21 protein-coding genes are annotated in these 24,821 nt (G+C 70.6%); 9 read left to right on the forward strand and 12 right to left on the reverse strand.

Annotation, left to right across the window (positions count from 1 at the left end; translation table 11 throughout):
* Window positions 1-59 precede the first annotated feature (59 nt).
* Window positions 60-1,352, forward strand: coding sequence for an MFS transporter (locus OG624_RS04080; RefSeq protein ID WP_161292963.1), 1,293 nt, complete (start codon window positions 60-62; stop codon window positions 1,350-1,352).
* 25 nt (window positions 1,353-1,377) lie between these two features.
* On the opposite strand, the gene OG624_RS04085 is transcribed toward OG624_RS04080, so the two are convergent.
* From OG624_RS04085 to OG624_RS04100, 4 genes are all read right to left on the reverse strand, one after another.
* The gene (locus tag OG624_RS04085) at window positions 1,378-2,718 is read right to left on the reverse strand and encodes a DUF2252 domain-containing protein (RefSeq protein ID WP_371587198.1); all 1,341 of its coding nucleotides are present in this window, start codon (window positions 2,716-2,718) and stop codon (window positions 1,378-1,380) included.
* Window positions 2,719-2,819: 101 nt separating this feature from the next.
* Window positions 2,820-2,993: a hypothetical protein gene (locus OG624_RS04090; RefSeq protein WP_158711934.1), complete on the reverse strand. Its 174-nt coding sequence runs from the start codon at window positions 2,991-2,993 to the stop codon at window positions 2,820-2,822.
* A 516-nt stretch (window positions 2,994-3,509) separates the two neighbouring features.
* Window positions 3,510-5,045: an alpha/beta hydrolase gene (locus OG624_RS04095; RefSeq protein ID WP_371639087.1), complete on the reverse strand. Its 1,536-nt coding sequence runs from the start codon at window positions 5,043-5,045 to the stop codon at window positions 3,510-3,512.
* Between the two features lie 90 nt (window positions 5,046-5,135).
* Window positions 5,136-6,095, reverse strand: a complete 960-nt coding sequence (locus OG624_RS04100) for an aldo/keto reductase (protein ID WP_371639088.1) — start codon at window positions 6,093-6,095, stop codon at window positions 5,136-5,138.
* Between the two features lie 114 nt (window positions 6,096-6,209).
* On the opposite strand from OG624_RS04100, the gene OG624_RS04105 reads away from it, so the two are divergent.
* Entirely contained in the window at window positions 6,210-7,172 is a 963-nt protein-coding gene (locus OG624_RS04105) for an endonuclease/exonuclease/phosphatase family protein (protein ID WP_106971510.1), read from the forward strand.
* On the opposite strand, the gene OG624_RS04110 is transcribed toward OG624_RS04105, so the two are convergent.
* The 3 genes from OG624_RS04110 to OG624_RS04120 form a co-directional block, all read right to left on the reverse strand.
* The gene (locus OG624_RS04110) at window positions 7,156-8,667 is read right to left on the reverse strand and encodes a hypothetical protein (RefSeq protein ID WP_033224859.1); all 1,512 of its coding nucleotides are present in this window, start codon (window positions 8,665-8,667) and stop codon (window positions 7,156-7,158) included. The genes OG624_RS04105 and OG624_RS04110 overlap by 17 nt on opposite strands.
* Window positions 8,660-12,481: a bifunctional glycosyltransferase/CDP-glycerol:glycerophosphate glycerophosphotransferase gene (locus OG624_RS04115; RefSeq protein WP_371589761.1), complete on the reverse strand. Its 3,822-nt coding sequence runs from the start codon at window positions 12,479-12,481 to the stop codon at window positions 8,660-8,662. The genes OG624_RS04110 and OG624_RS04115 overlap by 8 nt, the downstream gene beginning before the upstream one ends.
* 356 nt (window positions 12,482-12,837) lie before the next feature.
* On the reverse strand, window positions 12,838-14,076 hold the full coding sequence (locus OG624_RS04120) for a hypothetical protein (RefSeq protein ID WP_371639089.1): 1,239 nt from the start codon (window positions 14,074-14,076) through the stop codon (window positions 12,838-12,840).
* 321 nt (window positions 14,077-14,397) lie between these two features.
* Between OG624_RS04120 and OG624_RS04125 the strand changes: the two genes are divergently transcribed.
* Window positions 14,398-15,603, forward strand: coding sequence for a sensor histidine kinase (locus OG624_RS04125; RefSeq protein WP_033224855.1), 1,206 nt, complete (start codon window positions 14,398-14,400; stop codon window positions 15,601-15,603).
* Window positions 15,600-16,265: a response regulator gene (locus tag OG624_RS04130; RefSeq protein WP_033224853.1), complete on the forward strand. Its 666-nt coding sequence runs from the start codon at window positions 15,600-15,602 to the stop codon at window positions 16,263-16,265. Before OG624_RS04125 ends, OG624_RS04130 begins: the two co-directional genes overlap by 4 nt.
* Window positions 16,266-16,377: 112 nt before the next feature.
* On the opposite strand, the gene OG624_RS04135 is transcribed toward OG624_RS04130, so the two are convergent.
* Both OG624_RS04135 and OG624_RS04145 read right to left on the reverse strand, forming a co-directional pair.
* Window positions 16,378-16,929 (reverse strand): SUKH-4 family immunity protein, encoded by a 552-nt coding sequence (locus tag OG624_RS04135; RefSeq protein ID WP_371639090.1) that lies wholly within the window; start codon window positions 16,927-16,929, stop codon window positions 16,378-16,380.
* Window positions 16,930-17,136: 207 nt separating this feature from the next.
* Window positions 17,137-17,583, reverse strand: a complete 447-nt coding sequence (locus tag OG624_RS04145; protein WP_371639091.1) for a hypothetical protein — start codon at window positions 17,581-17,583, stop codon at window positions 17,137-17,139.
* Between the two features lie 310 nt (window positions 17,584-17,893).
* Here OG624_RS04145 and OG624_RS04150 point away from each other — a divergent pair, with 310 nt between their 5' ends.
* Together OG624_RS04150 and OG624_RS04155 are read left to right on the forward strand one after the other, a co-directional pair.
* A complete protein-coding gene (locus OG624_RS04150) occupies window positions 17,894-18,370 on the forward strand; it encodes a macro domain-containing protein (protein ID WP_033225764.1) in 477 nt (158 codons plus the stop codon).
* Between the two features lie 190 nt (window positions 18,371-18,560).
* Window positions 18,561-19,133, forward strand: coding sequence for a hypothetical protein (locus tag OG624_RS04155; protein ID WP_051763874.1), 573 nt, complete (start codon window positions 18,561-18,563; stop codon window positions 19,131-19,133).
* A gap of 113 nt (window positions 19,134-19,246) precedes the next feature.
* Here OG624_RS04155 and OG624_RS04160 read toward each other — a convergent pair whose 3' ends face one another.
* A complete protein-coding gene (locus OG624_RS04160; RefSeq protein WP_033225766.1) occupies window positions 19,247-19,588 on the reverse strand; it encodes a DUF5713 family protein in 342 nt (113 codons plus the stop codon).
* Window positions 19,589-20,396: 808 nt separating this feature from the next.
* Between OG624_RS04160 and OG624_RS04165 the strand changes: the two genes are divergently transcribed.
* On the forward strand, window positions 20,397-20,813 hold the full coding sequence (locus tag OG624_RS04165; RefSeq protein ID WP_208869435.1) for a hypothetical protein: 417 nt from the start codon (window positions 20,397-20,399) through the stop codon (window positions 20,811-20,813).
* A 38-nt stretch (window positions 20,814-20,851) separates the two neighbouring features.
* Here the strand turns inward: OG624_RS04165 and OG624_RS04170 are convergent, their stop codons facing one another.
* The gene (locus tag OG624_RS04170) at window positions 20,852-22,207 is read right to left on the reverse strand and encodes a S41 family peptidase (protein ID WP_371639092.1); all 1,356 of its coding nucleotides are present in this window, start codon (window positions 22,205-22,207) and stop codon (window positions 20,852-20,854) included.
* Window positions 22,208-22,453: 246 nt separating this feature from the next.
* Window positions 22,454-23,401, reverse strand: a complete 948-nt coding sequence (locus tag OG624_RS04175; protein ID WP_033225772.1) for a LysR family transcriptional regulator — start codon at window positions 23,399-23,401, stop codon at window positions 22,454-22,456.
* Window positions 23,402-23,512: 111 nt separating this feature from the next.
* Here OG624_RS04175 and OG624_RS04180 point away from each other — a divergent pair, with 111 nt between their 5' ends.
* Both OG624_RS04180 and OG624_RS04185 read left to right on the forward strand, forming a co-directional pair.
* Entirely contained in the window at window positions 23,513-24,427 is a 915-nt protein-coding gene (locus OG624_RS04180) for an NAD(P)H-binding protein (RefSeq protein ID WP_033225774.1), read from the forward strand.
* Window positions 24,417-24,782 (forward strand): darcynin family protein, encoded by a 366-nt coding sequence (locus OG624_RS04185; RefSeq protein WP_033225776.1) that lies wholly within the window; start codon window positions 24,417-24,419, stop codon window positions 24,780-24,782. Before OG624_RS04180 ends, OG624_RS04185 begins: the two co-directional genes overlap by 11 nt.
* Window positions 24,783-24,821 lie beyond the last annotated feature (39 nt).

Here is a 24,821-nt window from a genome sequence, read left to right on the forward strand (position 1 = left end):
GGGCGGATGCACGGAAAATCCGTTGCCGCGGCCGCGGCGTCCACGGACGATGGCATCTCGTGAGCACTTCCCGATGGTCCGCCGTCCTGCCCGATTTCGCCCCGTTCCGATCCGGTCGGGACTTCAGGCTGCTGTTCTACCAGGGCACGGTGACGTACTTCGGTTCGTTCATGGCGATGATCGCGCTGCCGCTGCAGATCAAGCACCTGACGGACTCGCCGATGGCGGTCGGTGCGATGGGCGCGGTGGAGCTCGTTCCGCTGGTGGTCTTCGGGCTGTACGGGGGCGCCCTCGCCGACGCGGTCGACCGGCGGCGGATGATCCTGCTGACCGAGGCCGGGCTCGGGGTGCTCGCCCTGGTGCTTCTGGTCAACGCGCTGCTGCCGGACCCGCTGCTGTGGCCGCTGTACGTGGTCGCGGCGGGGGTGTCGGCGCTGAGCGGGCTCCAGCGGCCGGCCCTGGACTCGCTGATGGCGCGGATCGTGCCGCACGAGCAGCTGACGGCCGCCGCGGCGCTCAACGGGCTGCGTTACCAGTTCGGGGCGATCGCCGGTCCGGCGCTGGCCGGTGTGGTCGTCGCCTTCGCCGGTCACGCCGCGGCGTACGCCGTCACCGTGCTCGGTTTCCTCGCCTCGGTGCTGCTGTGCCTGCGGCTCAGTCCGGCGCCGCCGGTGAAGGGGGCCGAACGCCCGTCGTTGCGCGGGATCGCCGAGGGCGCGCGCTACGCGTGGAGCCGGCCCGTCCTGTTGGGGACGTACGCCGTCGACCTGGCGGCGATGTTCTTCGCCTTCCCGAACGCCATCTACCCCTTCCTCGCGGACGAGCTCGACGCGGTCTGGGCGCTGGGGCTGATGTACGCGGCCGGGGCGGTGGGCTCGCTGGTGCTGGGCATGACCAGCGGCTGGATGTCCCGGGTGCGCCGGCACGGGCTGCTGGTGGTGTTCGGTGCGGCGGTCTGGGGCCTGGCGGTCGCGGGGGCCGGCGCGTCCTCCGGTATCTGGCTCGTGCTGCTGTGCCTCGCGGTGGCGGGTGCGGGCGACATGGTGAGCGGGCTGGGCCGGGCGACGATCTGGAACCAGACGATCCCGGAGGAGCTGCGGGGCCGGCTCGCGGGCATCGAGGTGCTGTCGTACAGCGTGGGACCGCAGCTGGGGCAGGTCCGGGCGGGCACGATGGCCGGCTGGACCGGTACCCGATCGGCCTTCTGGGGCGGCGGCCTGGCCTGTGTGGCGGCGGTGGCGCTACTGGCCGCCCTGCTGCCCAAGCTGATCTCCTACGACGCCGACACCGACGAGGACGCGCTGCGCCGCCGGGCGGCCCGGGAGGCGGAGCCGAGCGGCGCACCGGCCTGAGGCGCCTCGGCCGGTGCCCTGCCGATCAGACGCCGGTGGTGGCGGTGATCCTGCCGTCGGCGACGGCGGCGGTCAGCAGCGCGTGGTCGGCGTGGGTGCGGTCCGCGTAGCGGAGCGCGAAACCGGCCACGGCGCGGTCGAAGGTGTCGCCGCCACCGAGGTAGCCCGCGATGGCGATGCGGTCGCCGGTGCGGGCGTGGGCGCGGGCCAGGGCCCGGCCGCACAGCTCGGCGTACTGGGTGAGCATGGCCGGGGACATGCCGGTGATGTCGGCGGACCCTTTCATGTCGCGCAGCTGCCGGCCGTAGAAGTGGCGACCGGCGGGTCCGGTCGTCCAGCCGAGGAAGATGTCGCTCGCGGCCTGCATGCGCCGCTGACCGGCGACCACCCGGTGCCCTTGGTGGTCGTGCCCGTCGTCCGGGAGGTGCCCTTGCAGGACGGACGGCACGGCCTCCTTGATCTGCAGGAAGAGCGGGTCGTCGGCGTCGCGCCCGAGCAGCAGCACGATGAAGCAGCGGGTCCCGACGCTCCCGACGCCGACCACCTTGCGCGCCGCGTCGGCGAGACGGAACCGGTCGAGCAGGAGGCGGCGTTCCTCGGGGAGGGTGTCGCGGTACTTGCCGAAGACCTCGTCGACCTCCCGTGAGTCGGCCCGGGCGAGCGGCTCCAGCAGCGGCGGATCGTGGATGATGCGCCGGCGTCCGCCCTGGACCTCGGTGAGCTTGCCGAGCGCGCGCAGGCTGGTGCGGCGGCGGGCGCGGGCCAGATTGGCCTCCACCCGGTCGCGCAGTTCCGGCGTGCGGATGAGCGGCAGCAGGTCGGCGGTGTCGATCCGGTGGTACCAGACGTCCAGCTCGCGGTGTCCGGCGAGCTCCCGGATCGTGCGGCGGTAGGCCCGGGCGGCGCGACGGGCCGCTCTCGCGGCGCGGTCGTCGCCGTGCCCGTTGTCGCGGGCGGCCACCGCGACGCTCGCGGCGAGCCGTTTGACGTCCCATTCGAAGGGGCCGGGGAAGGTTTCGTCGAAGTCGTTGAGGTCGAAGAGCAGGGCGCGTTCGGGGGAGGCGAACATGCCGAAGTTCAGCAGGTGTGCGTCCCCGCAGAGCTGGACGGTGAGGCCGGTCTGCGGCCCGGCGGCCAGGTCGGCGGCCATGACGGCGGCCGCGCCGCGCAGGAAGGCGAGCGGCGATGCCGCCATGCGGCCGTAACGGATCGGCAGCAGCTCGGGCACCCGGTCGGTGCCCTGCCGTCGCAGTACGCCGATGGGGTCGGGCCGGTCCGGTGAAGCGGTCCACCGCCCGTGCGCGGCACGGCCGGTGATCTTGCGTACGGCCCGTCCGCGCCGGAGCCGCTCAGCTGGACTGGTCATGCGCCGCTCCTCGTCGCCGGTCCCTCCTCATCCTCGCCGTACGGGTCCTGTCGCGCATGTCGCCGTCACCGGAGCGGTCCGGGACGGGACGGCGGCCGCGGTCAGCTCTCCTTCTCGGCGAGGATCCGGTCGGCCGCGTAGTGCGGGCAGTTGAGGGTGTGCCAGGTCACCGACAGTGACCCCGCTCCGGTCCGCAGGGTCCGCACCGCTCCGTCGGCGGCGGTGGCCTTGCAGAAGGGGCACATGACGGTCTCCGGGCGCAGTAGATCGAACATGCCGTGTCCTTCCCGCAGCTTTCTCACACCGGACCAGTCCAGAACTATCAAATCCGGCGCCATTCGGCCGCAGTACCCACAAGTACGGATGGATATCGGGGGCCACGGCCCCACGGATCGTGCGGTGGGAGGGGAAACGGGAGTCACCCTTGGGCGACCGCCCCTCCCCGCGAGGATCCTTGCGGCGGACCGGAGTTCGCCTTCGGACCGGGGTCGGGGCGGCCCGGCCGACCGTCACCCCGGTGGGGCGGGTGACGTCGTACGGGTTGCGCGGGACCGGGGCGATGACGGGAACCGGCACCGGCACCTTTCCGGGAGGTTACTCGCGAGGAAACAGGACCTTCGGCCATGGCGAGCGCCCGCCGATCAAGAACCCTTCGGATCCTATGATCAAATACGGATCTGCCATGTCGATCGAAGGATGTTCCGCATCCGGGACATGACTATGCAGTGCAGAGCGACGCGATGGTGTCACCCAGGGCTGGAGGGCGGCGGTCCCATCCGTCCGGGGCCGGCTCAGTTCGCGCAGTCCGTGTCCCGGGCCGGGCGGCGGCCGCTCGTGAGGAACTCGGTGACGGCCCGGTCGCCGCACGCGTTGCCGTTGCCGAGGTACAAGCCGTGGCCGCCCTGCTCGACGGTGACCAGACGGGCCCGGTCGCCCAGCGCCTCGCGCATCTTCAGGCCGCCGGAGAGCGGGGTGGCCGGGTCCCGGCGGCTCTGGAGCATGAGGATGTTGGACGGGCCGTCGTCGGTGATGCGGGTCGGCTTCTGCGTCGGGGTCTTCCAGAAGGAGCAGGGCAGTACGTTCACCGGCATGCCGGCCGTGAGCGGGTACCGGGCCCGGTCCGCCTCGACCGCCCGCCGGTACGCGGCCACGGGCGCGTCCGGCCACGCGACGTCGTTGCAGATGACGCCGACCATGAGGGCGGCGTCCGCGTCCGGGACGGGCGCGGCGAGTTCCCTCGGGAGCACCGGGGTCGCCGCCGGGTCCTGCGCCGCCCGCACGAGCCGGGCGAAGGGGGCGAAGGCGGCGTCGGCGTAGAGCGCGTTCTGGAGGGCCTGGCGCAGGCCGTTGCCGGTCAGCGGTACCCCGGGGGTCGTGGTCGTCCTCGGCTCCCGGTCCAGTCGGGCCGCGAGCGCGACGAGGAGCGGCTCCACCTCCTGCGGCTCCGCGGCCAGTCGCAGGCCGTCGCGGTCCCGGTCGGGGTGGGCCGCCCAGGCCGCGAGGTCGGGGAGGCGGTCCGCCGCGCCCTGCGCCATGTTCGCGAGCCAGCCGCGCGCGACCCGCTTCGGGTCGGGGTCGCCGCTGCTGTCGAGGACCCAGCGGTCGGTGTGCCGGGGGTACTTCTGCGCGTAGACGGCGCCGACGTACGTCCCGTACGAGGTGCCCCAGGCGGAGAGTTTCCGCTCGCCGAGCGCCTCGCGGAAGCGGTCCATGTCGCGGACCTGGTTGGCCGTGGTGAAACTGCGCAGCTCGGGGCCGCCGTTGCGGGCGCAGGCCGCCGCGATGCGCCGGGAGCGGGCGACGTTCTCGGCGATCTCGCCGTTCGGGCCCGGCCAGGACCGCAGGCTGGTCAGGTACCGGTCCTCGGGGGCGAGGTCGCAGCTCGCGGTGGTACTGGCGCCCACTCCGCGCGGATCGAAGGCGACGAGGTCGTAGGCCCCGGCGAGTTCCCGCCGCAGTGCGTCGGCCTTCTGCGTCAGGCGCTGCACACCGGATCCGCCCGGCCCGCCGGGTATCACGACGAGCGTGCCGCGCCGCGCCTCGGGGCGGTCGCTACGGATCCGCGAGACGGCGACGGTGAGCTGCCGGCCGTCGGGGTCGTCGTAGTCGAGCGGGACGGGCAGCTCGGCGCACTCCTGGGCGGCGGGCGCGCCCGGATGGGTGCAGGGGTGCCAGTCGAGCCGCGGCGCGGCGGGCGCGGGTGCGGGCCGGGCCGCGGCCGGTGCGGCGGTCGCGGTCAGAGCGGTCGCCACGGTGGCCGTGGCGAGGGCGAGGAGCAGGGCCTGGTGCGAGGCCCTGCGCGGGGCCTTGTGCGGGTAAGTCGTCATGGCGCAAGCCTTGTTGATCTCACCGCGGGGTCCCATCCGGCGGGCCGGTCGGCCACCGGTGGGGCTAACCCCCGCTCCGCTGCCGTCGGCTCAGGGCAGCGGTACGCCTCGGGCCGTGATCCAGAGCTCGTACCACTCCTCGTGCGTGAGCTCGGGCTCGCGCAGCGCCGCGTCGGCGCAGGCACGGATCCGTTCGGGGCGCGCGCTGCCGATGACCGGCGCGATGGCGGCGGGGTGCCGCATCAGCCACCACAGCAGGACCGTCTCGGGCGTGGTGTCCTTCTTCCGGGCCAGCTCGGTCAGCAGGGCCGCGGTGGCGCGCTCGGCGGGTGTCTCCTGGAGGCCGGTGAACCGGCCCTGCGCCAGCGCGCCCCAGGCCTGGAGGCGGATGCCGTGGTCACGGCAGTGCTCCAGCGTGCCGAACGGGAACCCGTTCCGCGCCGAGTCCGGCGTGTTGAGCAGGACTCCGGCCTCGACCCAGGCACGATTGTGCAGGCTCATCTCCAGTTGGTTCGCCACCAGCGGTACGTCGAGCCGGGCCTGGAGGTGGGCGATCTGCGCGGCGCCCATGTTGGAGATGCCGAAGCCCCGTACGAGGCCCTGTCGGTGCAGGGAGGTCAGCGCGGCGGCCGTCTCGTCCACGTCCGCCAGCGGATCGGGGCGGTGCAGCAGGAGGACGTCGATCACGTCGGTCCGCAGCCGGGTCAGGCTCTCCTCGACGCGCCGCGCGATGCTCTCCCCGCGCAGGTCGTACATCCCGGGGCGGTCCTCGTCGCCCAGTCGGATCCCGCACTTGGTCTGGAGCGTGATGCGCTCGCGCAGCCCGGGGGTGCGCGCGAGCACCTCGCCGAAGACGGCCTCGGCCTTCCCGTGCCGGTAGATGTCGGCGTGGTCGAAGGTGGTGATGCCGCTGTCGAGGGCGGCGACGACGGCGGCCTCGGCCGCGTCGATGTCGGCCGGTCCGTACGGGTCCGGGTCCCAGCTCCCGCCCAGGCCCATGCATCCGTACAGCACTCGGTCGCCGCCGGGGTTCGCACTCGCGTTCGTCACCGTCCCACCCTATGCGCTCCCCGAGGTGCGCCTCGCGGTTTCCGGCGGCGATGCGGAACGTCTCACACCGGGCCCGATGCACGGCCTGACCGGCTCATACTCAATGATGTCCGCATGCAGAGACACATGGAGACCGGACGGTGGTCGCGGCGGCGATCGCTCCGCCGCCGGTTCGGCCGCGCGGTGACGACCCTTGGCCTGTTGACCGCGGTGGCGTGCACGTCGGCGCAGACACCGGGGTCGGTGGCCGGCGGCGGTGCGGGCGCCGGGACGGCCGACGACGTCTCCGTGGCGACCTGGAACATGTGCGGCGTACGGCAGTGGGGCTGCGAGAAGACGGGTGGACCGAAGGAGAAGCTGGGGCAACTGCGCGAGCTGATCGATGATTCCGGCGTCCAGGTCCTGCTCCTGCAGGAGGTGTGCTCCGAGGACCTGACCTCCTTCGCCCGCGCCCTCGGCCCGCAGTGGCAGTCGGCCTTCGAACCGTACGCCGAGGTGGACGCGACCGGTCGCCGTGCGTCCGTCGACTGCACCGGGCAGGGCAAGGGGCAGGCCGGCTACGGCCTGCTGGCCGGCTCCCAGCTCACCGACGTGGAGGCGATACCGACCGAGCAGCCGACGGTGGGACTGCACCGCGGGATCCTGTGCGCGCGGGTCCCGGCCCAGCGGCTGCGGGTGTGCACCGCGCACCTCTCGCTACGGGAGAGCGACGACGAGCACCCGGACTGGGACTTCCGCGACGACCAGCTGAGCTCGCTGTTCGCCGCCGCCTCCACGGACGCCGGTACGGTCTTCGGCGGCGACTTCAACACCCCGCCGCCGGTGGGCGACAAGAACACGTCCGCCTGGATCTGGCCGAGGGAGGCGTACAGCACCTACCGCGAGTGCGACCAGAAGGGCGGCAAGCGGGCGGGGCGCGCCACCCTCAAGGACGGAACGAAGATCGACTACCTGTTCACCCAGCTCCCCCGCACGGCCTGCGAGGTGGTGGACACCAAGGCGTCCGACCACCGACCGCTGGTGATGCGGGTGACCCGCCCGCCCGAGGACCCGGCGAAGATCAGTACCGTGCGTTGAAGTACGCCCCCTGCGCGGGCACGGGGTAGGAGTTCATGATCAGGGTGAAGGGGACGGCCGTCCACGGCGAGGCGTTGCCGACGGCGTCCACCGCGATGGCCTCGACGAAGTGGTCACCCTGGTTCCAGGCCCAGCCGGGCTCCCACACCCAGCTGCCGTCGGCCCGTACCTCGCACGACCCCAGGGCCGCTCCGCCCTCCTGGAAGTCCACGCGGACCGCGCCGTCGGCGTAGCCCGAGAAGCCGACGGCGGGGCCCGACAGCTGCTGGTGGGCGGCCGGGGCGGTCACCGTCAGCGTGAGGCGCTGCGCCGGGCGCGGCAGTGGCGGGGGCGCGGGCTCGTACTCGGGCAGGGCCGCGGACGCGTTCTCCACGGCGGTGAAGGCCACTTCGGTGCGCTCGGTCTGGTAGTTGTTCGCGTCGGCGGCGAAGAGCCTGACGACGTGCCGGCCCTTGGGCCAGGGGGTGCTGCGTTCCCAGACCCAGGTGCCGTCCGCGGCGACGGGCGCGGAGCCCTTGTGCTTGCCGTCCTGCCAGAAGCTGACGCGTACGGCGCCCACCGCGGTGCCCGTGAAGCGGACGGTGTTGGCGGGGACCCGCTCCTCGGTCGTCGGCGTCAGCACCACCGGGCGGGGGAAGGCCTCGTCGCGCTGCACGAGTGAGGTCTGCGTCAGGTAGGCGTCGATCGCCGACGTGTCGCGCTGCGGCTCCTCGTAGCCGTTGCGGACCATGCCGAACCGGGGGGTGATGCCCTCGACGAGGAGGTTCAGCAGTCCTATCAGGGTGGGGAGGTTGCGCAGGGTGACTTTCCCGTGGTCGGTGATCAGGGGAGAGTCGTTGTAGACGAAGTTGAAGTTCTCGTGGCCCTGGAACAGCCTGACGTACGGCTCCACCTGGCTCGCGTACTGCTCGTCCTGGGGCGAGGTGACCAGATAGATGTTGGCCGAGCGGTTCGCCCCGCTGTGCACCAGGTCGGGGAGGACCGAGTCGAGGACGCGGACGTTGTGTTCCGTGGCCTCGCCCATCATCACCCGGACGGCCTCGGGGTTGCCCTCCTTGACGCGGGTACCGATCTGGAACTGGGGCACGCTGGCCACGATGTTCCTGAAGCCGTACTTCAGGCCGAAGAACAGCGCCGCGCTGCCGCCCTTGGAGCTGCCGAACATGGTCACCTGGTCCGGCGAGAGGGACAGGGCTCCCATGACGCGCGAGATGAGCCCGGCGACGGACTGCTCCAGGGAGAAGTCCATCCCCTTGCACAGGTAGTAGGTGTTCGCGCCGTCGAACAGGTCGCGGACCCACAGGATGTTGGAGCGCAGCAGGTCGAGCTTCCCGTTGGCCCAGCCGTACTCGTTGGTCGCGTAGCGGTTCGCGAAGACGACGACCAGATGGCGATTGCCGTTGCGCGCGTGGGAGAACCGGTACTCGATGGGCACCGCCCCCGAGGTGTCCACGCCGGTGAAGACGCGGCGCGTGCTCTGGGCTGTCTTAGACATGCTCGGAATCCATTCTTCTCGCCGGCTGGCGCGGCACCTGACCGAGGGTGCCTCCGTTCCAGGGACCTGCCTGACCTGCCTGACCTGCCTGAGCCGCTTGGCCCGCCTGACCCGCGTCGCCGCGCCGGCCCGCCTGGCCCGTCGGACCCGCCGCGCGGCCGCGGGCCGCTCCGACGGCCGGGGCCTGTGCCCGGGCGGGGTCGAGGTCCCCACCGGCGATCAGGATGCGATCGGTGAGCCGGGCCGAGGCGTAGCCGTCGTCGAGGTCGCAGAACTCCTGCTGGAACCAGCGGTAGCGGGCGGCGTAGCCCTGTTGGATGCGGTCGATGTTGCGGATCGCCCCGATCAGCTCGGGGGAGGTGTACACGAGGGGGCCGGGGGCGGACTGCTCGAAGTCGAAGTAGAAGCCGCGCAGGGTGTCCCGGTAGTGGTCCAGGTCGTAGGTGAAGAAGAGGATCGGCCGCCCGGTGTTGACGAAGTCGAACATCAGGGAGGAGTAGTCCGTGATCATCACGTCGGCGATGAGCGAGAGGTCCGCCATGTCCGGGTAGTCGGACACGTCGAAGACGAAGCCGTCGCCGGCTCCCGGCACGGGGTCGACCACGTTGGGGTGGCGCCGTACGAGCAGGACGTGGTCGTGGCCGAGCTGCGCCTTGGCCTCGTCGAGGTCGATGCGGAAGTCGAGCTTGTACTTGCCGGGCGCGTAGAACTGGTCGTCGCGCCAGGTCGGCGCGTACATGATGGCCTTCTTGCCGGGCGGCAGGCCGATGCGGCGGCGCACTTCGGCCGCCCGCTGCCCGGAGTCCGCGCGGCGCAGGATGTCGTTGCGCGGGTAGCCGCTCTCGACCATCTCGCCGGGGAACTGGAAGGCCCGCTTGAGGATCGGGGTGCTGAAACTGTTCGGGGACACCAGCATGTCCCAGTTCTGCACCTCCTTCTCCACGCGCTCCAGGTACCGCTTGTCCGCGAAGTGCACGGCTTCGATGTCGTGGCCGATGCGCTTGAGCGGGGTGCCGTGCCAGGTCTGCACGACGACCTGGCCCTCGCGCTTCTCGAACCAGTCCGGGAGGTGGTTGTTGGCGACGACGTACTTGGACCGGGCCATGGCCTCGTACCAGTCGGGGGACCACATGCGTACGGGCCGCGCGGTGGGCGGGACGTCCACCTGGTCGTCGCGCACCACCCAGAGGTGTTCGAGGTCCAGGCCGCGGCGGAGCATCTCCTCGTGCAGCGCGCGCGGGCTGTCGGAGTACTGGGTGCCCTTGAAGGCGTCGAACAGCACGGCCTGGGTGACGGGCTTGCGGCGGGCCGCCGGATACGTCTTGGTGCGCATCAGCTTCTGCCGGTAGGGGCCTCGGGCCTCGTCCGGCATCGCCGAGTGGACCAGCAGGGAGAGCCGGTCGTAGGCCTCGGACTGGAGCTCGTAGCGGCGCTCGTTGCTGCCCATCTCCCGCGGCAGGGTCGGGATCAGGTCCTGCGTCATCTTGATCATGAGGTCGGCGGTGCGGTTCTCCGGGGTGACCGCGGAGGGGTCCTGGCGGCGCAGGAAGAAGTCCCAGCGGCCGGCGGCGAGCGGGATGTCGCCGGCCAGGGTGCGCATCGCGGCGGGGGTGACGACGAAGCGGAACTCGTCGCCCTGCCAGGTGATCGGGGCGACGCGCTCCGCGCCGTGGGCGCGGGAGCGGACGACGACGTGCGCCATGGCGTACTCGGACGCGTCGAGCATGTCCTGCGCGGCGTAGCCGACGACGACCTCCAGCGAGCCGTCCTCGCGCCAGGTGGCGGACTGGGCCAGCGGGAGGGTGTCCCGTTCGAACAGGACGACGTAGCCGGAGCCGTTGCGGTGCACGAAGACCTCGCGGTCCCCGGCGTCGGTCTGCAGTCCGGCCGGCATCCGGTAGTGGCCGTCGGTGGCGTCCTCCGCCATGACGGGGTAGATGGCCGCCTTGCGTCCCTCGACGTGGAAGGTGGTCTTCCAGCCGTTGGCGCCGGTGTTCCAGGTCTCGGGGACCCCGTCCGAGGAGTTCGTGCGGTGTCCGGGGACGAGCGCCTTGACGGGTATGCGGGTGACGAAGAGGTACCAGCCCTCGCCGCCCGGCGTGAAGTGGACCCACGAGTCGTGGCGGCCGGCGCCGCTCATGCTGGTGACCCTGAACTTGCCCCACTCGGGGAGCTTGGCGCCGAGGTAGACACCGCCGAGCTCGATGTGGTCGCCGACCATCCGGTGCCGGGTGATGCGGCAACGGACGGTCTCCACGCGGAGCTTGAGCTTGCCCTGCAGGAAGAGGGGCACCACGCGGATGTTCTTGTCGACGTACCGGTAGGGCGGGTTGGCCGCGCTGCCCGCGCCACCCCGGGCGATGCCCTTGTAGCGGAACAGGCCGCGGCTGAGCACGCCGGCCGCGACGTCCCAGGTGCCCTCGACCCACACGCCCTTGCGCTTGAGCCGGGACGTGTCGAAGCTGACCTGGAAGCCGGACCAGTCGTAGCAGTAGCGGTTCTGGTTCGAGTACTCGGTGGCCTGCGGGTAGTAGGTGGTCTTCGCCTTGGCGACGACCACGCGGCCCTGCTTCTTGTTGCGCAGCGCGATCGCCTTCATCGACATGTGCCGCTTGTGCACGTTGATGAAGCGGACGTACGCCGAACCCTCCAGCGTCAGGTGGTCGTTGTCGTCCCAGGCCGCCCGCATCAGCGAGCCGTGGAGCGAGAGTTCCTTGTCGAGCCGGTAGGCGCTCTTGTCGAGGCCGATCGAACGGTCGCCGAGGTAGGGATAGTTGAGGTAGCGGTGGAAGCGTCGCTGAACGGGCAGGGGCCCGCCCTTGCGCTCGAACTCGACGACGTCGAGCAGTTCCTTCAGGCGCCCCTCGCGCACCAGCAGCCACTTGACCCGGGCGTCGGCGGGGAGCTCCTGGATGATGTCCGCGTCGGCCTCGTCCAGGAACTCGTTCGCCCACTGCATGAAGGCGTCCTGGTACTCCTCGTCGGCGTCCGGCAGCACCTTCAGGTGCAGCATCAGGTCCGACTTCAGGCAGGCCAGGTCGTACTTGCGCTTGTGGTCCGAGTAGGAGCGGGCACGGTGGCCGGCGAGGAAGCGGCTGACCGACTGCACCGCGGAGACGCGGTCCTGGAGGTTGCTGAACTCGGTGTGCCGCTGGGTGATGGAGGGGGCCGCACCGCCCTCGCGCCGGCGCCAGAAGTAGACGATGTCCGTGAGGATGTCGACCTTGGCGGCGCGGAAGTGGGCGAACATGTTGACCCAGGAGTCCTCGTACATGACGCCCTCGGGGAACGCGATGTAGTGGTAGTCCCAGAAGGACCGTCGGAACACCTTGTTCCAGACGGTGCGGTCGTAGATGAGGTCCGGCAGCTTGGTGATGTGCGTGCCGCGCCTGCTCTTCTGCATGGGCGCCTTGTGCAGGGGGGACTGCCACCGCTTGGTGGAGTTCATCATCTGCACGTTGCCCGACACGAAATCGGACCCGGACCCTTCGAGGGTCTGCACGAGCAACTCGTAGGCGTACTCGGGTATGACGTCGTCGCCGTCGACGAACGCGAGGAATTCGGCCTGGGGATGAGCGGCTCGAATGCCGACATTACGGGCATGTCCCGGCCCCATCGACTCCTGGCGCAGGAGCCTGAACCGGGGGTCGCGGCGGGCGAAATCAGCCGCTATGGCCGTCGAGGAGTCGGTCGAACCGTCATCGACCATGATCACTTCGAGTGCGGAGAACGTCTGCCTGGCTATCGATTCCAGACATTCCTGGAGGTATATCTCCACATCCTGGAAAGGCACGACAACACTCAGGCGGGGCATACCTGCCACTCAGAAAGCTCCTCGATAGACACACTTCTCACGGCGCACCGGAATGCGTCGGGGCACGCCACCAGACCCGCCCCTGAATCTGGTCACCACCGCTCCCCGAACACTCGACCCACCCCACCGCACTCGACCGCACACTTATACGACCTTCACAGTGTGTGCGCAGCGTAGGCCAATCACTTCACGGCGAGCAAGTATTCATGGGTGCTTCACAGGCTGGGGGCTTCACGTATGCGAATGAGCGGCGCCCTCCCACATCTGCGGGGGAGGTCAACTCCGCCTGCACCCAGGGTGCGGCACGCGGAAGCAATGCTTCAATCGCCGCAGCACGGGTATTCGGGTGAGGTGGATCACCCCACCCGACACCACGGACCGAAGGCCAGGCCCGGGTCCGTCTGATCCTGCCGGGCGATCAGCAGCCCGCCATCCATGTCGATCATCGCGATCGTGACCGCGCCACGGGCATCGGGCGAGAGGGCCGGCAGCCCCGCGCACCGGTCCCCGACGGGGGCCCACCAAGTGCCGTACTGCTCGCCCTCCGTCGGGTAGGCGGCGATCTCCGGGTAGCCCTCGACCCCCCGCTGCAGCAGGACGGTGCAGTCGTACCCGCCGATGCGCGTACGGGCGACGTCCACCGGGCCGACACCGCCCGCGCCACCCAGCGGCATGAGCGCGGGCGCCACGCCGGCGCGGGCCTGCGGGCGGTAGGCGATGACGCCGCCGTCCGCCGGGTGGCGCCAGAAGTAGGTGCCGGTGCCGGCGCCCGTCTCGTAGGCGCTGTACGTGCCTTCCACGGCGTCGGCCTTCATGCGCCCGAGCCACCTGAAGTCGCTTCCCGGCATGTCCTGGCCCCAGTACGAGGCCCCGCCGCGGAAGGTGACCAGGAACTCGGCGCGGCCCTGGGCGGTCACCAGGGGGACGACGGCTCCGCGGACCCATTTGCCTTGGTAGTCGGCCCAATTGGCCCATGCGCCGTCGGCGCGCCGGGTGCGGCCGCGCGCTCCCACGCCGAACCGGGTGGAGAGGATGTGGAGCGCACCGGTGCCGTCGGGGAGCACGATCGGGTCGCCGGGCGGGGGCAGGGGCGCCCCCGACTCCACCCCGGCCGGGTCCTGGCCCGGGTCCTGGCCCGGGTCCTGGCTGCGGCCCTGGCCTGGGGCCTGGCCTCGCTCGGCCGCGTGACCCTGGTCGCGCTTGCGCTCCGGGAAGGGGTTGCCCACCGCGCGCCAGTCACCGAGCGGGCGGCCGGTCTGGTACTGGGTGGCGATGATCAGCTCGCGGCCGCCCGGCGCCCCCTCCCGGAGGCGGGTGCCGGCGAACCAGACGAACCCGTTGGAGTCCTGGGCGAGCGTGAACCGGCCCGCCCATCCCTCGACGGGGAACAGGTCGGGGCCGTGCCAGATGTCGGAGCCGGGCGCGGACTCGGTCCAGCGCACCAGGCCGTCGGCGCAGCTCGCGTAGGCGGTGAGTCGTCCGTCCCTGCCCAGTCGCAACCAGCTCCGGGCGGCGCTCCCGCCGTCGGCCGCCGCGGCTATCTCGGAGCCCGGCACCGCGGGCGCGGAGGAGGTGACACCTCGGTCCGCTTCCATACGTCCGCGTCGCGCCATGTCCTGCCCACACCTGCCCCAACTCGTACCTTTTGCCCGGCCTTACCCGGCGAGCCGTTGGACAATTTACGGCAGTGGGGCAACCAGCGGATGTCGGGGGCGCATGCCCACGACAGCCTCCGCTTCCCTGCAACCTAGCCTGATCCACCCGCCTCCACCAGCGGGTGCCGGCCGGACCTCGCCATCGGCCGGGCCATCGTCCGCAAGCCGGAAAAGTCGGGTTCGGGTACTACGTGGGGAGTACGCCTGAAACGCTACGCGGGGGTGACGCGGGTGACGGGGGGCGCCGTCTAGCGTGGCTGTATGGACGAGCTGCGCGAACGCCCGGGTCCCCCGTGGCGAGGATGGGTGGAGCGGACCGGGCGGGGCCCGGCCTGGCGCTCGGCGCTGTTCGTCGCCCTCTTCACGCAGATCGGCGCGGGCTGGGCGGCGCACGCGCAGAGCGGGCGGGTGGCGCTGGACGGCTTCGCCCGGCTGCTGCTGCTGATCGGGCCCGCGCTGCTCGTGGTGCGGCACCGGTATCCGGTGGCCGTGGCGTACGGGGTCAGCGTCGTCACCTTGGTCTATGTGGGTGCCGGTTATCCGTACGGCCCGGTGTTCCTCAGTCTGGCCCTGGCCTGCTTCGCCGCCGTCGTCGCCGGACACCGTCGGGCCGCCTGGGGTGCCGTCGGCCTGTTCTGGGCCGGGCACCTGCTCATCGGTCATTGGCTCTACCGGTGGCTCCCGCCCCCGGGGGACGGCCCGACGCCCTGGGCGCAGGAGGTGGGGGTCACCGCGTGGGTGCTCGCGGTGCTCGCCGTGGCGGAGTTGGTCCGCGTACGCCGGGAGCAGTGGGCCCGGGAGCGGGCCGAGCGGGTGGCGGCCGAAAGACGCCGGGTGGACGAGGAACGGCTGCGGATCGCCCGGGAACTGCACGACGTCCTCGCCCACAGCATCTCGGTGATCAACGTCCAGGCGGGGGTCGGGCTGGCCCTGCTCGACTCCGACCCCGAGCAGGCCCGTACGGCGCTCGCCACCATCAAGGCGGCGAGCAAGGAGGCGCTGGGCGAGGTCCGGCAGGTCCTCGACACCCTGCGCTCCCCCGGCGAGGCGCCGCGCTCCCCCGCGCCCGGTCTGGACCGCCTTCCCGAGCTCGTGGAACAGGCCGCGACGGCCGGGCTGAGCGTCGACGTCTCGACCGAGGGGCAGGCGCGGGCGCTGCCGCCCGGGGTGGATCTCGCCGCCTTCCGCATCCTCCAGGAGGCACTGACCAATGTGATGCGCCACTCCGGTGCGCGCACCGCCCGGATCCGCCTCATCTGGCAGCCCCACGCCCTGGAGCTACGGGTGGCCGACGACGGCCCGGCCACGGGCGGCGCCCCGGACGGTGGCGGCAACGGCCTGGTCGGGATGCGCGAGCGGGCCGCGGCCCTGGGCGGCACCGTCGAAACCGGCCCGCGACCCGACGGCGGCTTCCGGGTGGTCGCCGTACTTCCGCTCAAGGCCGACGCGTTCGAGGAGGACCTGTGATCCGCGTACTGCTCGCCGACGACCAACTGCTCGTCCGGGCCGGGTTCCGGGCCCTGCTCGACGCCCAGCCCGACATCGAGGTGGCCGGCGAGGCCTCCGACGGCGACGAGGCCGTACGGCTGGTCCGGGAACTGCGTCCCGACGTCGTGCTCATGGACATCCGGATGCCGGTGCTGGACGGACTCGCCGCGACCCGTCGGATCGGCGAGGACGAGTCCTTGGCGGCCGTGCGGGTGGTCATGCTCACCACCTTCGAGCTCGACGAGTACGTCTTCGAGGCCATCCGGTCGGGCGCCTCCGGCTTCCTGGTCAAGGACACCGAACCGGAGGAACTGCTACGGGCGGTCCGGGCGGTGGTCGCGGGCGACGCCCTGCTGTCCCCCGGCGTCACCCGCCGGCTGATCGCGGAGTTCGCGGCCCGCTCGAAACAGCCCGCGACGGCGGCCGGACTGGGCCGACTCACCGACCGGGAACGGGAGGTGATGGCGCTGGTGGGCATGGGTCTGTCCAACGAGGAGATCGCCCGCCGCCTCGTCGTCAGCCCCCTCACGGCGAAGACGCACGTCAGCCGCACCATGGTGAAACTGGGCGCCCGCGACCGCGCCCAGCTGGTCGTCCTGGCCTACGAATCCGGCCTGGTCCGTCCCGGCTGGCTCAGCTGATCGGCCCCCCGCTTCGACGAACGCGGGGACCGCGGTCGAGAACTCTGTCGGCCGGCCGGGGCCGTGGCGAAGACCGAAGCGTGCGAGTGTGAGGACAGCGAGGGGGCCGAGGTCAGTAGAGCCAGCGGTCCAGGTGCGCCGGCCAGAGAAACCCCTCGTAGCCTGCGAAGGCCGCCCGGTCGATCTCCTGCAGATCCTCGGCCAGCCGGTTCAGCTCGGCGAAAGCCCGCTCTTCCTCCTCTTCCGAGAGGTACTCCTCGGGGCTGTCCGGCTCGCTGAGAAGCTCTGAGGCGGTGACGCGACTGCCGTAACGGTGGAGGACGTCGAGCCACACGTCGACACCCGAATTCGCGAAGCATGCCTCCCCGTCCGGCATGACGAAGTGGACCGCCCCGGTCTCCGGCTCGACACCGAACCATGACCGCTGCTCAGGGCCGGTGTCCTCGGTGAGGCGGTAGAGCGGACCACGGGACGTGCGCAGGACCGGATCGGCCTCGCTCTGCACCACGACCCGCTCGATGAGGCGCGGAGCCACCGGGATGCCCACCTCGACGAGCTGCGTCTTCATGAACTCCGGGATCCGCCAGCCGGCCACAACCTCCCGTCCGACCCGCGTGACATGCCCCGGCCCGGCCCACGCGGTCAGTTGGTCGTACGTCACCATCGAACGATCCTCCTCCCTCGGCTGCGGTCCTGACCCTACCGACCGTTTCAGAACGAGGTTCGAAGTCGTCTCAAGGAGACGATGCTGCAGGCGGGTTGTAGCAGGCCGAGGTGCAGGTCCGCCCGTACCTCGGAGCGGATTCGCAGGCGCTCGGTGCCGTGCCGGTCGGCATTCGTCCGGGGTGGCGTCGGCGTCGGGCGGCCGGGGTCAGCGCCGGCCTCCGTGCCGCGGTTCCACATACTCGCCGAACGGTGGATCGTACTCTTGCCCGTCGCCGTCGGCCACGACGTAGTCCGGTTCGGTCTTCGAAGCGGCTGCGTGCAAACGGACGACGAGGTCGGCGACCGGCACGACACTCAGCGACAGAGCTGCGGCCACCTGATCAGCTTCGTCGTCGATGCCCGGGTTGTTCTTTTCACGGGACCGCTGGAGATGTCGGGCGGAGACCTGCATGACCTCCACATCGCCACCGCCCGAGAACGTCAGGCAGTCCCGCCACTCCAGCCCGATCACGATCTCCAGAGCCTCCGCCAGATCATCGGCGAGCAGCCCGCCTTCCCCTTCGGAACTCGCGAACACCACCGGTCGGCGGCCGTTCCGCTCGGCGCACAGGAAGTACGCCCCACCGGCGAACTCCCCGGCGATCGTCTCCACCGGGGCGCCCGAGGCAAGTCTCAGACCCTCGCCGTTGTGCTTCCGGTGGATGTCGAAACCGAACGAGGACCGCAGCAGCAGATCGATCTCCGGGGTGGTCCGGATCAGGTGAAGCAGATGATCACTTGAGGTCATGGAGTCGACCCCAAGGGCGACACGCTACACATCCACCGTGGAGGTCAGGCCACGTCTGTCCACCATCGGCCACCGCTCATTCTGAAGCCACCGGTCAAGGCTTGCCCCGCGATACGGCGCACGGTCAGATCACAACTCCCTGGACTTCCCGTGGCGGGCGAGACCAGGATGACCCGTGGAGACTTTGAAAATCATCGCGGGGGATGCGACCAACCCCCAGGCCAAAGGCCCGAAGGTCATTGCCCACATCTGCAACGACCTCGGCGGATGGGGAAAGGGGTTCGTCCTGGCGGTATCACGTCGCTGGCCCGAACCGGAGCGGGAGTACCGCCGCTGGCACCGCGAGCGCGCGGGCAACGACTTCGCCCTCGGAGCGGTGCAGTTCGTACACGTCAGAGCCGACATCTGGGTTGCGAACATGGTCGCACAGCGTGGGATGCGGACCGGAAGCGGCGGTCCGCCCATCCGCTACGAGGCCCTGGAACGATGTCTGAACTCCGTAGCCGAGCACGCCCTGGCCCACAACGCCTCCGTGCACATGCCCCGCATCGGGTGCGGTCTCGCCGGAGGGAAATGGGAACGGATCGAGCCGGTCATCGGCAAGACCTTGGGCGCGCGCGATGTCGCCACCACGGTCTACGACCGGGCGTAGGGCTTTCTCGACCTGTTGATCGAAGAACTCGCGCCGCGCTGGGAAGCGCGCTGCGAGTCCGGACGCCACGGGCGCGGTCTTGACGCCCGATGTCTGCGGGAATTCTGTCGGCACACGTCGATGCAGCATGCCTGAGCAACTCCCTTGGCTGTGAGGCATCGTCGCCGAAGACGAGCAGCGGCCCGTAGGAATGCTATGGATCGTCACGTACGGGCTTTGCACAGTCGAGCGGGCCGCCTACCGTTCGGCTGTGAGCACCTCTTTTCAGACGATCGTTGACCTGGACGCGACCGCTGAGGACGCCGTCGCCCACGGGGAGCGGGTGGCGGCCTGGCTGGTCCGTGAGGCCATCGTGGGGCTGCCGGACCACGCGCCTGGGCCGCGGTGGGAGCAGGCAACCGGGTTCCGGGAGGCGAGCGGGAGCGATGGGCTGACCGTAGTCACCGGGCGCACGGTGTTCTTCTCGCCGCAGCACGTCGGACCACCTGTCTGTCCGTACTGCGCGATGACATTCGGGGAGGGGCACCGTAAGACGTTCTCGCCGGCCATGGACGAATGGTGGGACACCGGCTGTGCCGAAGTGCCGTGTCCGGCGTGCGGCCGGGTGGTGCCGCTGGCCGCATGGGAGTGGCCCGGAGACGGGCTCGCCTTCGCATACCTGGGGTTCGAATTCCGGAACGGGCCCGCGCTGCTGCCGGAGTTCGTTGCGGAGCTGAGCCGGGTACTCGGACACCGCACACGGTTCGTGCGGGGAAGGATCTAGGTCCCGCGGTTCCTGTGGAGCCGGGTCCGCGATCTGTTCCGCCGATGGCAGCGGGGCGGCACCCGGCATCGCAATCGGAGTTCCCGTAAGACCGGAAGTCTTCCCGTCCTCGGTCACCAGTCCCGGCCGGCGGTCAGCTCCTCCGCATCCGCGCTCGTGAACCCGTATGCCGACGCCACGAAACGGAACTCTTCGCAGATCCACTCACGCGCAACCGTCTCGATCCCGCTGCCGGCCGCCACGAACCCCTCATCCAGCACGTTGAACTCCTCCGTCGCAGCCTGGGTGAGCACATACAAGGACGCCGGATCCGAGGGCTGCTCGGCCTCGATTCGTTCGCACAGTCGCCGCAGGATCGCCTTCCCCTCGTCGACCACGCGATCAGGGAAGTACGGGTCGTCGTACATCTGCAGCAGGAACACGTGACCCGCTACCTGCTGATTTGTGATCGGCATGGCGCCTTCCTACCTTCCGAGGAGTTGGTGCACCGATCATGCACAGCACCACTGACAACGACGCTTCCACCACGACTGCGACCGCGCAGGCACGGCCCAGGCGGTCGAAAGGCTGCCCCGTAGCGGGCTCTGACCACGTGTGGATGAGGGCCGAAAGGGCGGGCGAGAGGGGGTATGCCAGAGTGAGAACCATGCGCCGTTTGGACATGGATGACGAGCTGACCCCATACCTTCAGGGGTCTACTTCGGCGTCATGGTCCGTGAGAGCGGCCTCAGGGCGGCGTCTGGCCGCCGTCGCGGAGATTCCCGAAGTGGCTGAGGTCTTGCGCCGACTGTTGCTGGATGGTCGCGACACCTTTGTCGCTCAGGAGACGGCGGAGGCTCTGCTCGGGCGCTGGGACGTGCTTGGTCTGCGCATGGTGTCGCCCGCGCGAACGACGACACCGGCGATCACCTTCATGCTGCGATCCTCAATGTCTGCGGCCAGTCCGCGGAGGACGGGGAACGGCTCGCGGCACTGTGCTCAGCGTTGGCATCGGATGCGGACGACGCCGTGAGCGGGGAGGCCCGCAGGATTCTCGAACCACCGCGGTCGCCTGACCTCTGCTGGCCCTGAGTGAGGATCCGGGACTCCGACCGGCCGGCGTTCGTGGTGGAGGCCAGGAGCTGGTCGAGGTCGGTGTCATGGAAGCGTCGGACGGTTTTGCGGTCGAGGGTGAGTCGGCGGGCGACGGCGCTGATGGTCCGGCCTGCGGCAACGAGTTCGCCCACCACAAGGTCTGCCGCCCCGTAGCCCTACCCTGCAGCCATGCCGAAGATCAGATTGAGCAACGACACCAAGATGACCCTGGGCATCTGGGTGGAACCATGGGGTGAGGACTACTGGATGAAGCCCGAGGAGAAATTCACGATCGTCACGGACACCCCCGAGGACACCGACCCCGACGGAGAACCATTCGATGTCGTCTTCCACGACCGAGGCGCCGACGTTTGGGTGAACACCGGCTACGAGGCAACCGTCTACGACCATGCGGGCAACGAGGTCGACTGCGGGCATCAGCGTCCCATCGACGTCCTGCGTGCCTGGACCGAAGCCTCCGAGGCTGCCGCGAATCGCTCCGACCTGACGCCGGAACTTCAGGAGAGGGCCCGTAGCGAGGCGGAGACCATGCGGTGGCGCCTCTCCAGAGCCGAAGCCGCCGAGCAGGAGGCGCAGGACGGCTGACACAGAGCCCCGTCGCACGGCCTTGTACGGGACAGGTCTCAGTCCCGCAGGACGTTCAGTGCCCTGTCGAAGGCCGAATCCTTCTTCCTGTCGAACTCCTCCTTCGTGAAGACCGGCTCAGTGAGGTGCGGCGGAATGCCCGTGCCGTCGAAGGTCCTGCCCGAGCGCGTCAGGAACTCCTCGTTCGGCAGCCAGGCCGCCATACCGTTGGGGAGCTTGCGCGCCATGACGTCCGAGAAGACGCCCTGGGTGGGCTGTCCGATCCGGACCGTCCTGCCGGGCCGGTCCATGAGTGCCTGGGTGAAGCTCTCCCCCGCGCTGAGGGTCGAGCCTCCGGTCAGCACGGCGACCGGTCCGGTGTAACGGGGCCCCTGGGCGGGCGTGACATACGCGGGCTGGGGGCGCGTGTGCTCGGAGGGGTCGGCGGGATCGTTGCGGGCCCGCTTGGAGTAGGCGACGTAGGGGGTGTCGGTGAGGCGCTCCGCGAGGTGGATACCCAGGGAGTCCGAGCCGCCCCCATTGATCCGCAGGTCGATGATCAGACCCTTCAGGCGCCGGGTGCGCTCCTGACTGAGGACCGTGTCCAGCGCCCTGTCGAGCTCGGCCAGTTGGGCGGCGTAGAGGGCGCCCTCCCGCCCGTATCCGCCGAAGCCGGAGATCCGCAGGTAGCCCTGCCCGCCGGGGAGATCGGCGTAGGTGATCCGCCCGTTGGCGAAGTCCTGGAGGTTCCGGGCGTCTTCGAGATCGTGCTCCACGATGAACTGCTTGACCTCGGTGTCCCACTTCTCGGTGGGCAGGACGGTACCGGGGCGAACCTGTGCGAAGACGCGGTCACCGTCCTGAACGGCGACGTGCGCGTCGTGGAGCGGCTCGATCATCTCGCCGAAGACGGCGTAGAGCTCGTCCTTGGTCGTCTTCGCGTGCACTGCGGGCCGGTAGCGGTCGCGTACGGCGTGCCAGTCGATGCCCTTGGCGGCGAAGAAGGGGTAGTTCTCCTCGAAGGACTGCCAGAAGACGTCGAAGGTGGCGAGCGGTCCGTGGGGGGCCTCAGGTGTGCAGGTGTCGGGCAACTCCGCGATCCGGCGCAGCTTCCGGTCTCCCACGGAGCCGTCCACCCGCAGGGAACCGTGGTCGCGGCCTTGGGCGCGCACGGTGAGGACGTCCCCTTGGGGTGTGGTGTAGGTGCCGGAGCCGGTCTGCCGCGCGGAATCGCCTTCGAGGCAGCTGACGGCGGTGGTCTGGTACTCCTGGAGAGTTCCGTTCCGGATGGACAGAACGGTGCCGTAGCCGTCCATGCGCCAGATTCCGTCGGTGGTCGGTCGGTTGGCGCCGGCGGCGGGCGCGGCTTGGCCTGCGAGAGCCAGCGCGAGGGCGGTGGCCGTGATGATGCGCACGATCGTGCCTTCTCTATAGGTGGTGTGTTCGGGACAACCTCACGGTCGCCGACACCGCCTTCCACCGGCCATCCGGCTGTCCGGTTGATCAAGGGTGGGGCAAGCACCCACTACCGGTAGTACTTACGAGTGGTCACACCGATGGATCGATCGGCGCGGGGTCGGTCGCGTACGGGGTGAAGAGCGCGGGGGCGTGGATGACGCGCTCGACCACCGAGCGCCCGGCGGCGACCACAGGACATGAGGTCAGGCAGGGGAGCCGCCCGGGGCGTGCAGGGTGCGGCGGACGGTGTTGCGGAGCCAGTGGTGGCCTCCGTCCGCGGCGTGGCGGGGGTGCCACGCCATGCCGATGGTCAGCGGCGGCAGGGGCAGCGGGATGTCCAGGAGGCGAAGGCCCAGGGCGGTGGCCACGTCGGTCAGCGGGGAGGGAACACCGCCGGGGGGTGGCGTGGGGACGAGGCAGACGATGTCGCTGCCGGCGGCGAGCGTCATCGCGGCCATGTGGCTGGGGAGGACGACGGCGACCCGTCGGCGGAGGTTCCGCTCGGCGAGGGCGGCGTCCAGGGGGCCGGTGAACCGGCCGCGGCGGCTCACCACCACGTGATCGGCGGCTGCGAGTCGTTCCGGGGTCAGGGTTCCTTCGACGAGCGGGTGGTCGGGGCGGACGGCCGCCGCCATGCGCAGGGTGACCAGTTCTTCGATCCGGGTCTCGGGATCCACGTGGTCGATGGACCCGATCTCCAGGTCGACCCGGCCGTCGCGCAGTGCCGATCCGGCTTCCATCTCCTCGGCCCGAAACCGCAACGAGATGCCGGGTGCCTCCTGCCGGGCCAGCGCCGACATCCCCGGCGCCAACGCCGCGCCGACCAGGTCGGCCGCCTGGAGGGTGAAGGTGGTGCGCAGGTCGGCGGGATCGACGCCGGCGCCAGGGGCCAGCAGCGCTCCCAGGCGGCGCACCACCGCGGCCGTCTCCTCGCGCACGGCCTGGGCGCGGGGAGTGGGGACCATGGCCTGCCCGGCCCGGACCAGCAACGGGTCCTGGAGGATGCGCCGCAGCCTCGCGAGCGTGCGGCTCATGGCGGCCGGCGACGTGTGCAGGCGGGCGGCGGCGCGCGTGACGCTCTGCTCGGTCAGCAAAGCGTCCAGCGCGACGGCGAGATTGGCGTCGATGACAGGTGCTGCACTGCTGCTCATAGGTGTTATTCCATTTCAGGCAATGATCCCGTGCTCACATTCCCATTGTGGCAATGCCTCGGCCTTCCACAGGATGAGGGTGTCCCGATCCGCACGACCCACGAGGTTTCCATGATCGTCATTACCGCTCCCACCGGGAACATCGGCAGCCATCTGCTGTCCCTGCTCCTGGAGTCCGCCCCCGTCCACGGCGAGGCACTCCGCGTGGTCGTACGTGACCCCGCCCGGCTGCCCGACGCGGTGCGCGACCGCGTCGAGGTGATCACCGGCTCGCACGGTGACGCCGAGGTCGTCGACCGTGCCTTCGAGGGCGCGGACGCCGTGTTCTGGCTCGTCCCGCCGGACGCGTCGCTGACCCCGAAGGACGCCTACCTCGGCTTCACCCGGCCCGCCGCGAAGGCCCTCGTGGCCCACGGAGTCGGCCATGTCGTCGGCGTCTCGGCGCTCGGGCGCGGCACGTCGCTCGCCCGCCGCGCCGGACTCGTCACCGCTTCCCTCGCCATGGACGATCTCATCGCCGGCACCGGCGTGGCCTACCGCGCCCTGGCCTGCCCGTCGTTCTTCGAGAACCTTCTCGAGGACGCGGACACCCTTCGGGAGACGGGTGTCTTCACCGACGCCGTCGACGCCGAACTCAAGGCCCCGCGTGCCGCGGTGGCCGACATCGCGGCCGTCGCCGCCGATCTGCTGCGCGACCGCTCCTGGTCCGGCAATGGCAGCGTGCCCGTCCTCGGCCCCGAGGACCTCTCCCCCGCCGACCTGGCCCGCGTCATGACCGCACAGCTCGGTCGGCCCGTCCGCTACGTACAGCAGCCGCTCGACGCGTTGTACTCCGACCTCCTCGGCCACGGCCTCGACGAGGCGTTCGCACAGGGCGTCGTCGACATGAAGAGGGCCAAGAACGAGGGCCTCGACACGGGCGTCACCCGCACCCCCGCCACCGGCTCCCCCACCGGCTTCCAGGACTGGTGCGCCCGGACCCTTGCTCCCGCGGTCCTCTCGGGAGGTACCCGTCATGCCCGTTGAGAGGACGACTGCGCCGGTCACGGCCTTCATGCTCATCAAGACCACACCCGAGTGGCTCGCCATGACCCCCCAGGAGCGCATGACCGCCTTCACCACCCAGGTCGTCCCGGCGATCAAGGCCAGGACCACCGGCGTCCGCTCACGCTTCTACGACACGGAGTTCTACTCCACCCGCGTCACCGACGTCTGGGTCTGGGAGGCCGACGACCACGACGCCTACCAGCTCCTCATCGACGCGCTGCGCGAGACCCCGTTCTGGGACCGCTACTTCACGGTCGTCGATCTCCTGGTCGGTACCGAGAACGGCTACGCCCGCGCCTACGGGGTCGAGGCCGTCACCACCATCACGACCTGACGCGACGCCGAACACGCGGCGCCGCTGCGATCGGCCCGT

Origin of the sequence: Streptomyces virginiae (assembly GCF_041432505.1) — a bacterium.
GTDB lineage: Bacteria > Actinomycetota > Actinomycetes > Streptomycetales > Streptomycetaceae > Streptomyces > Streptomyces virginiae_A.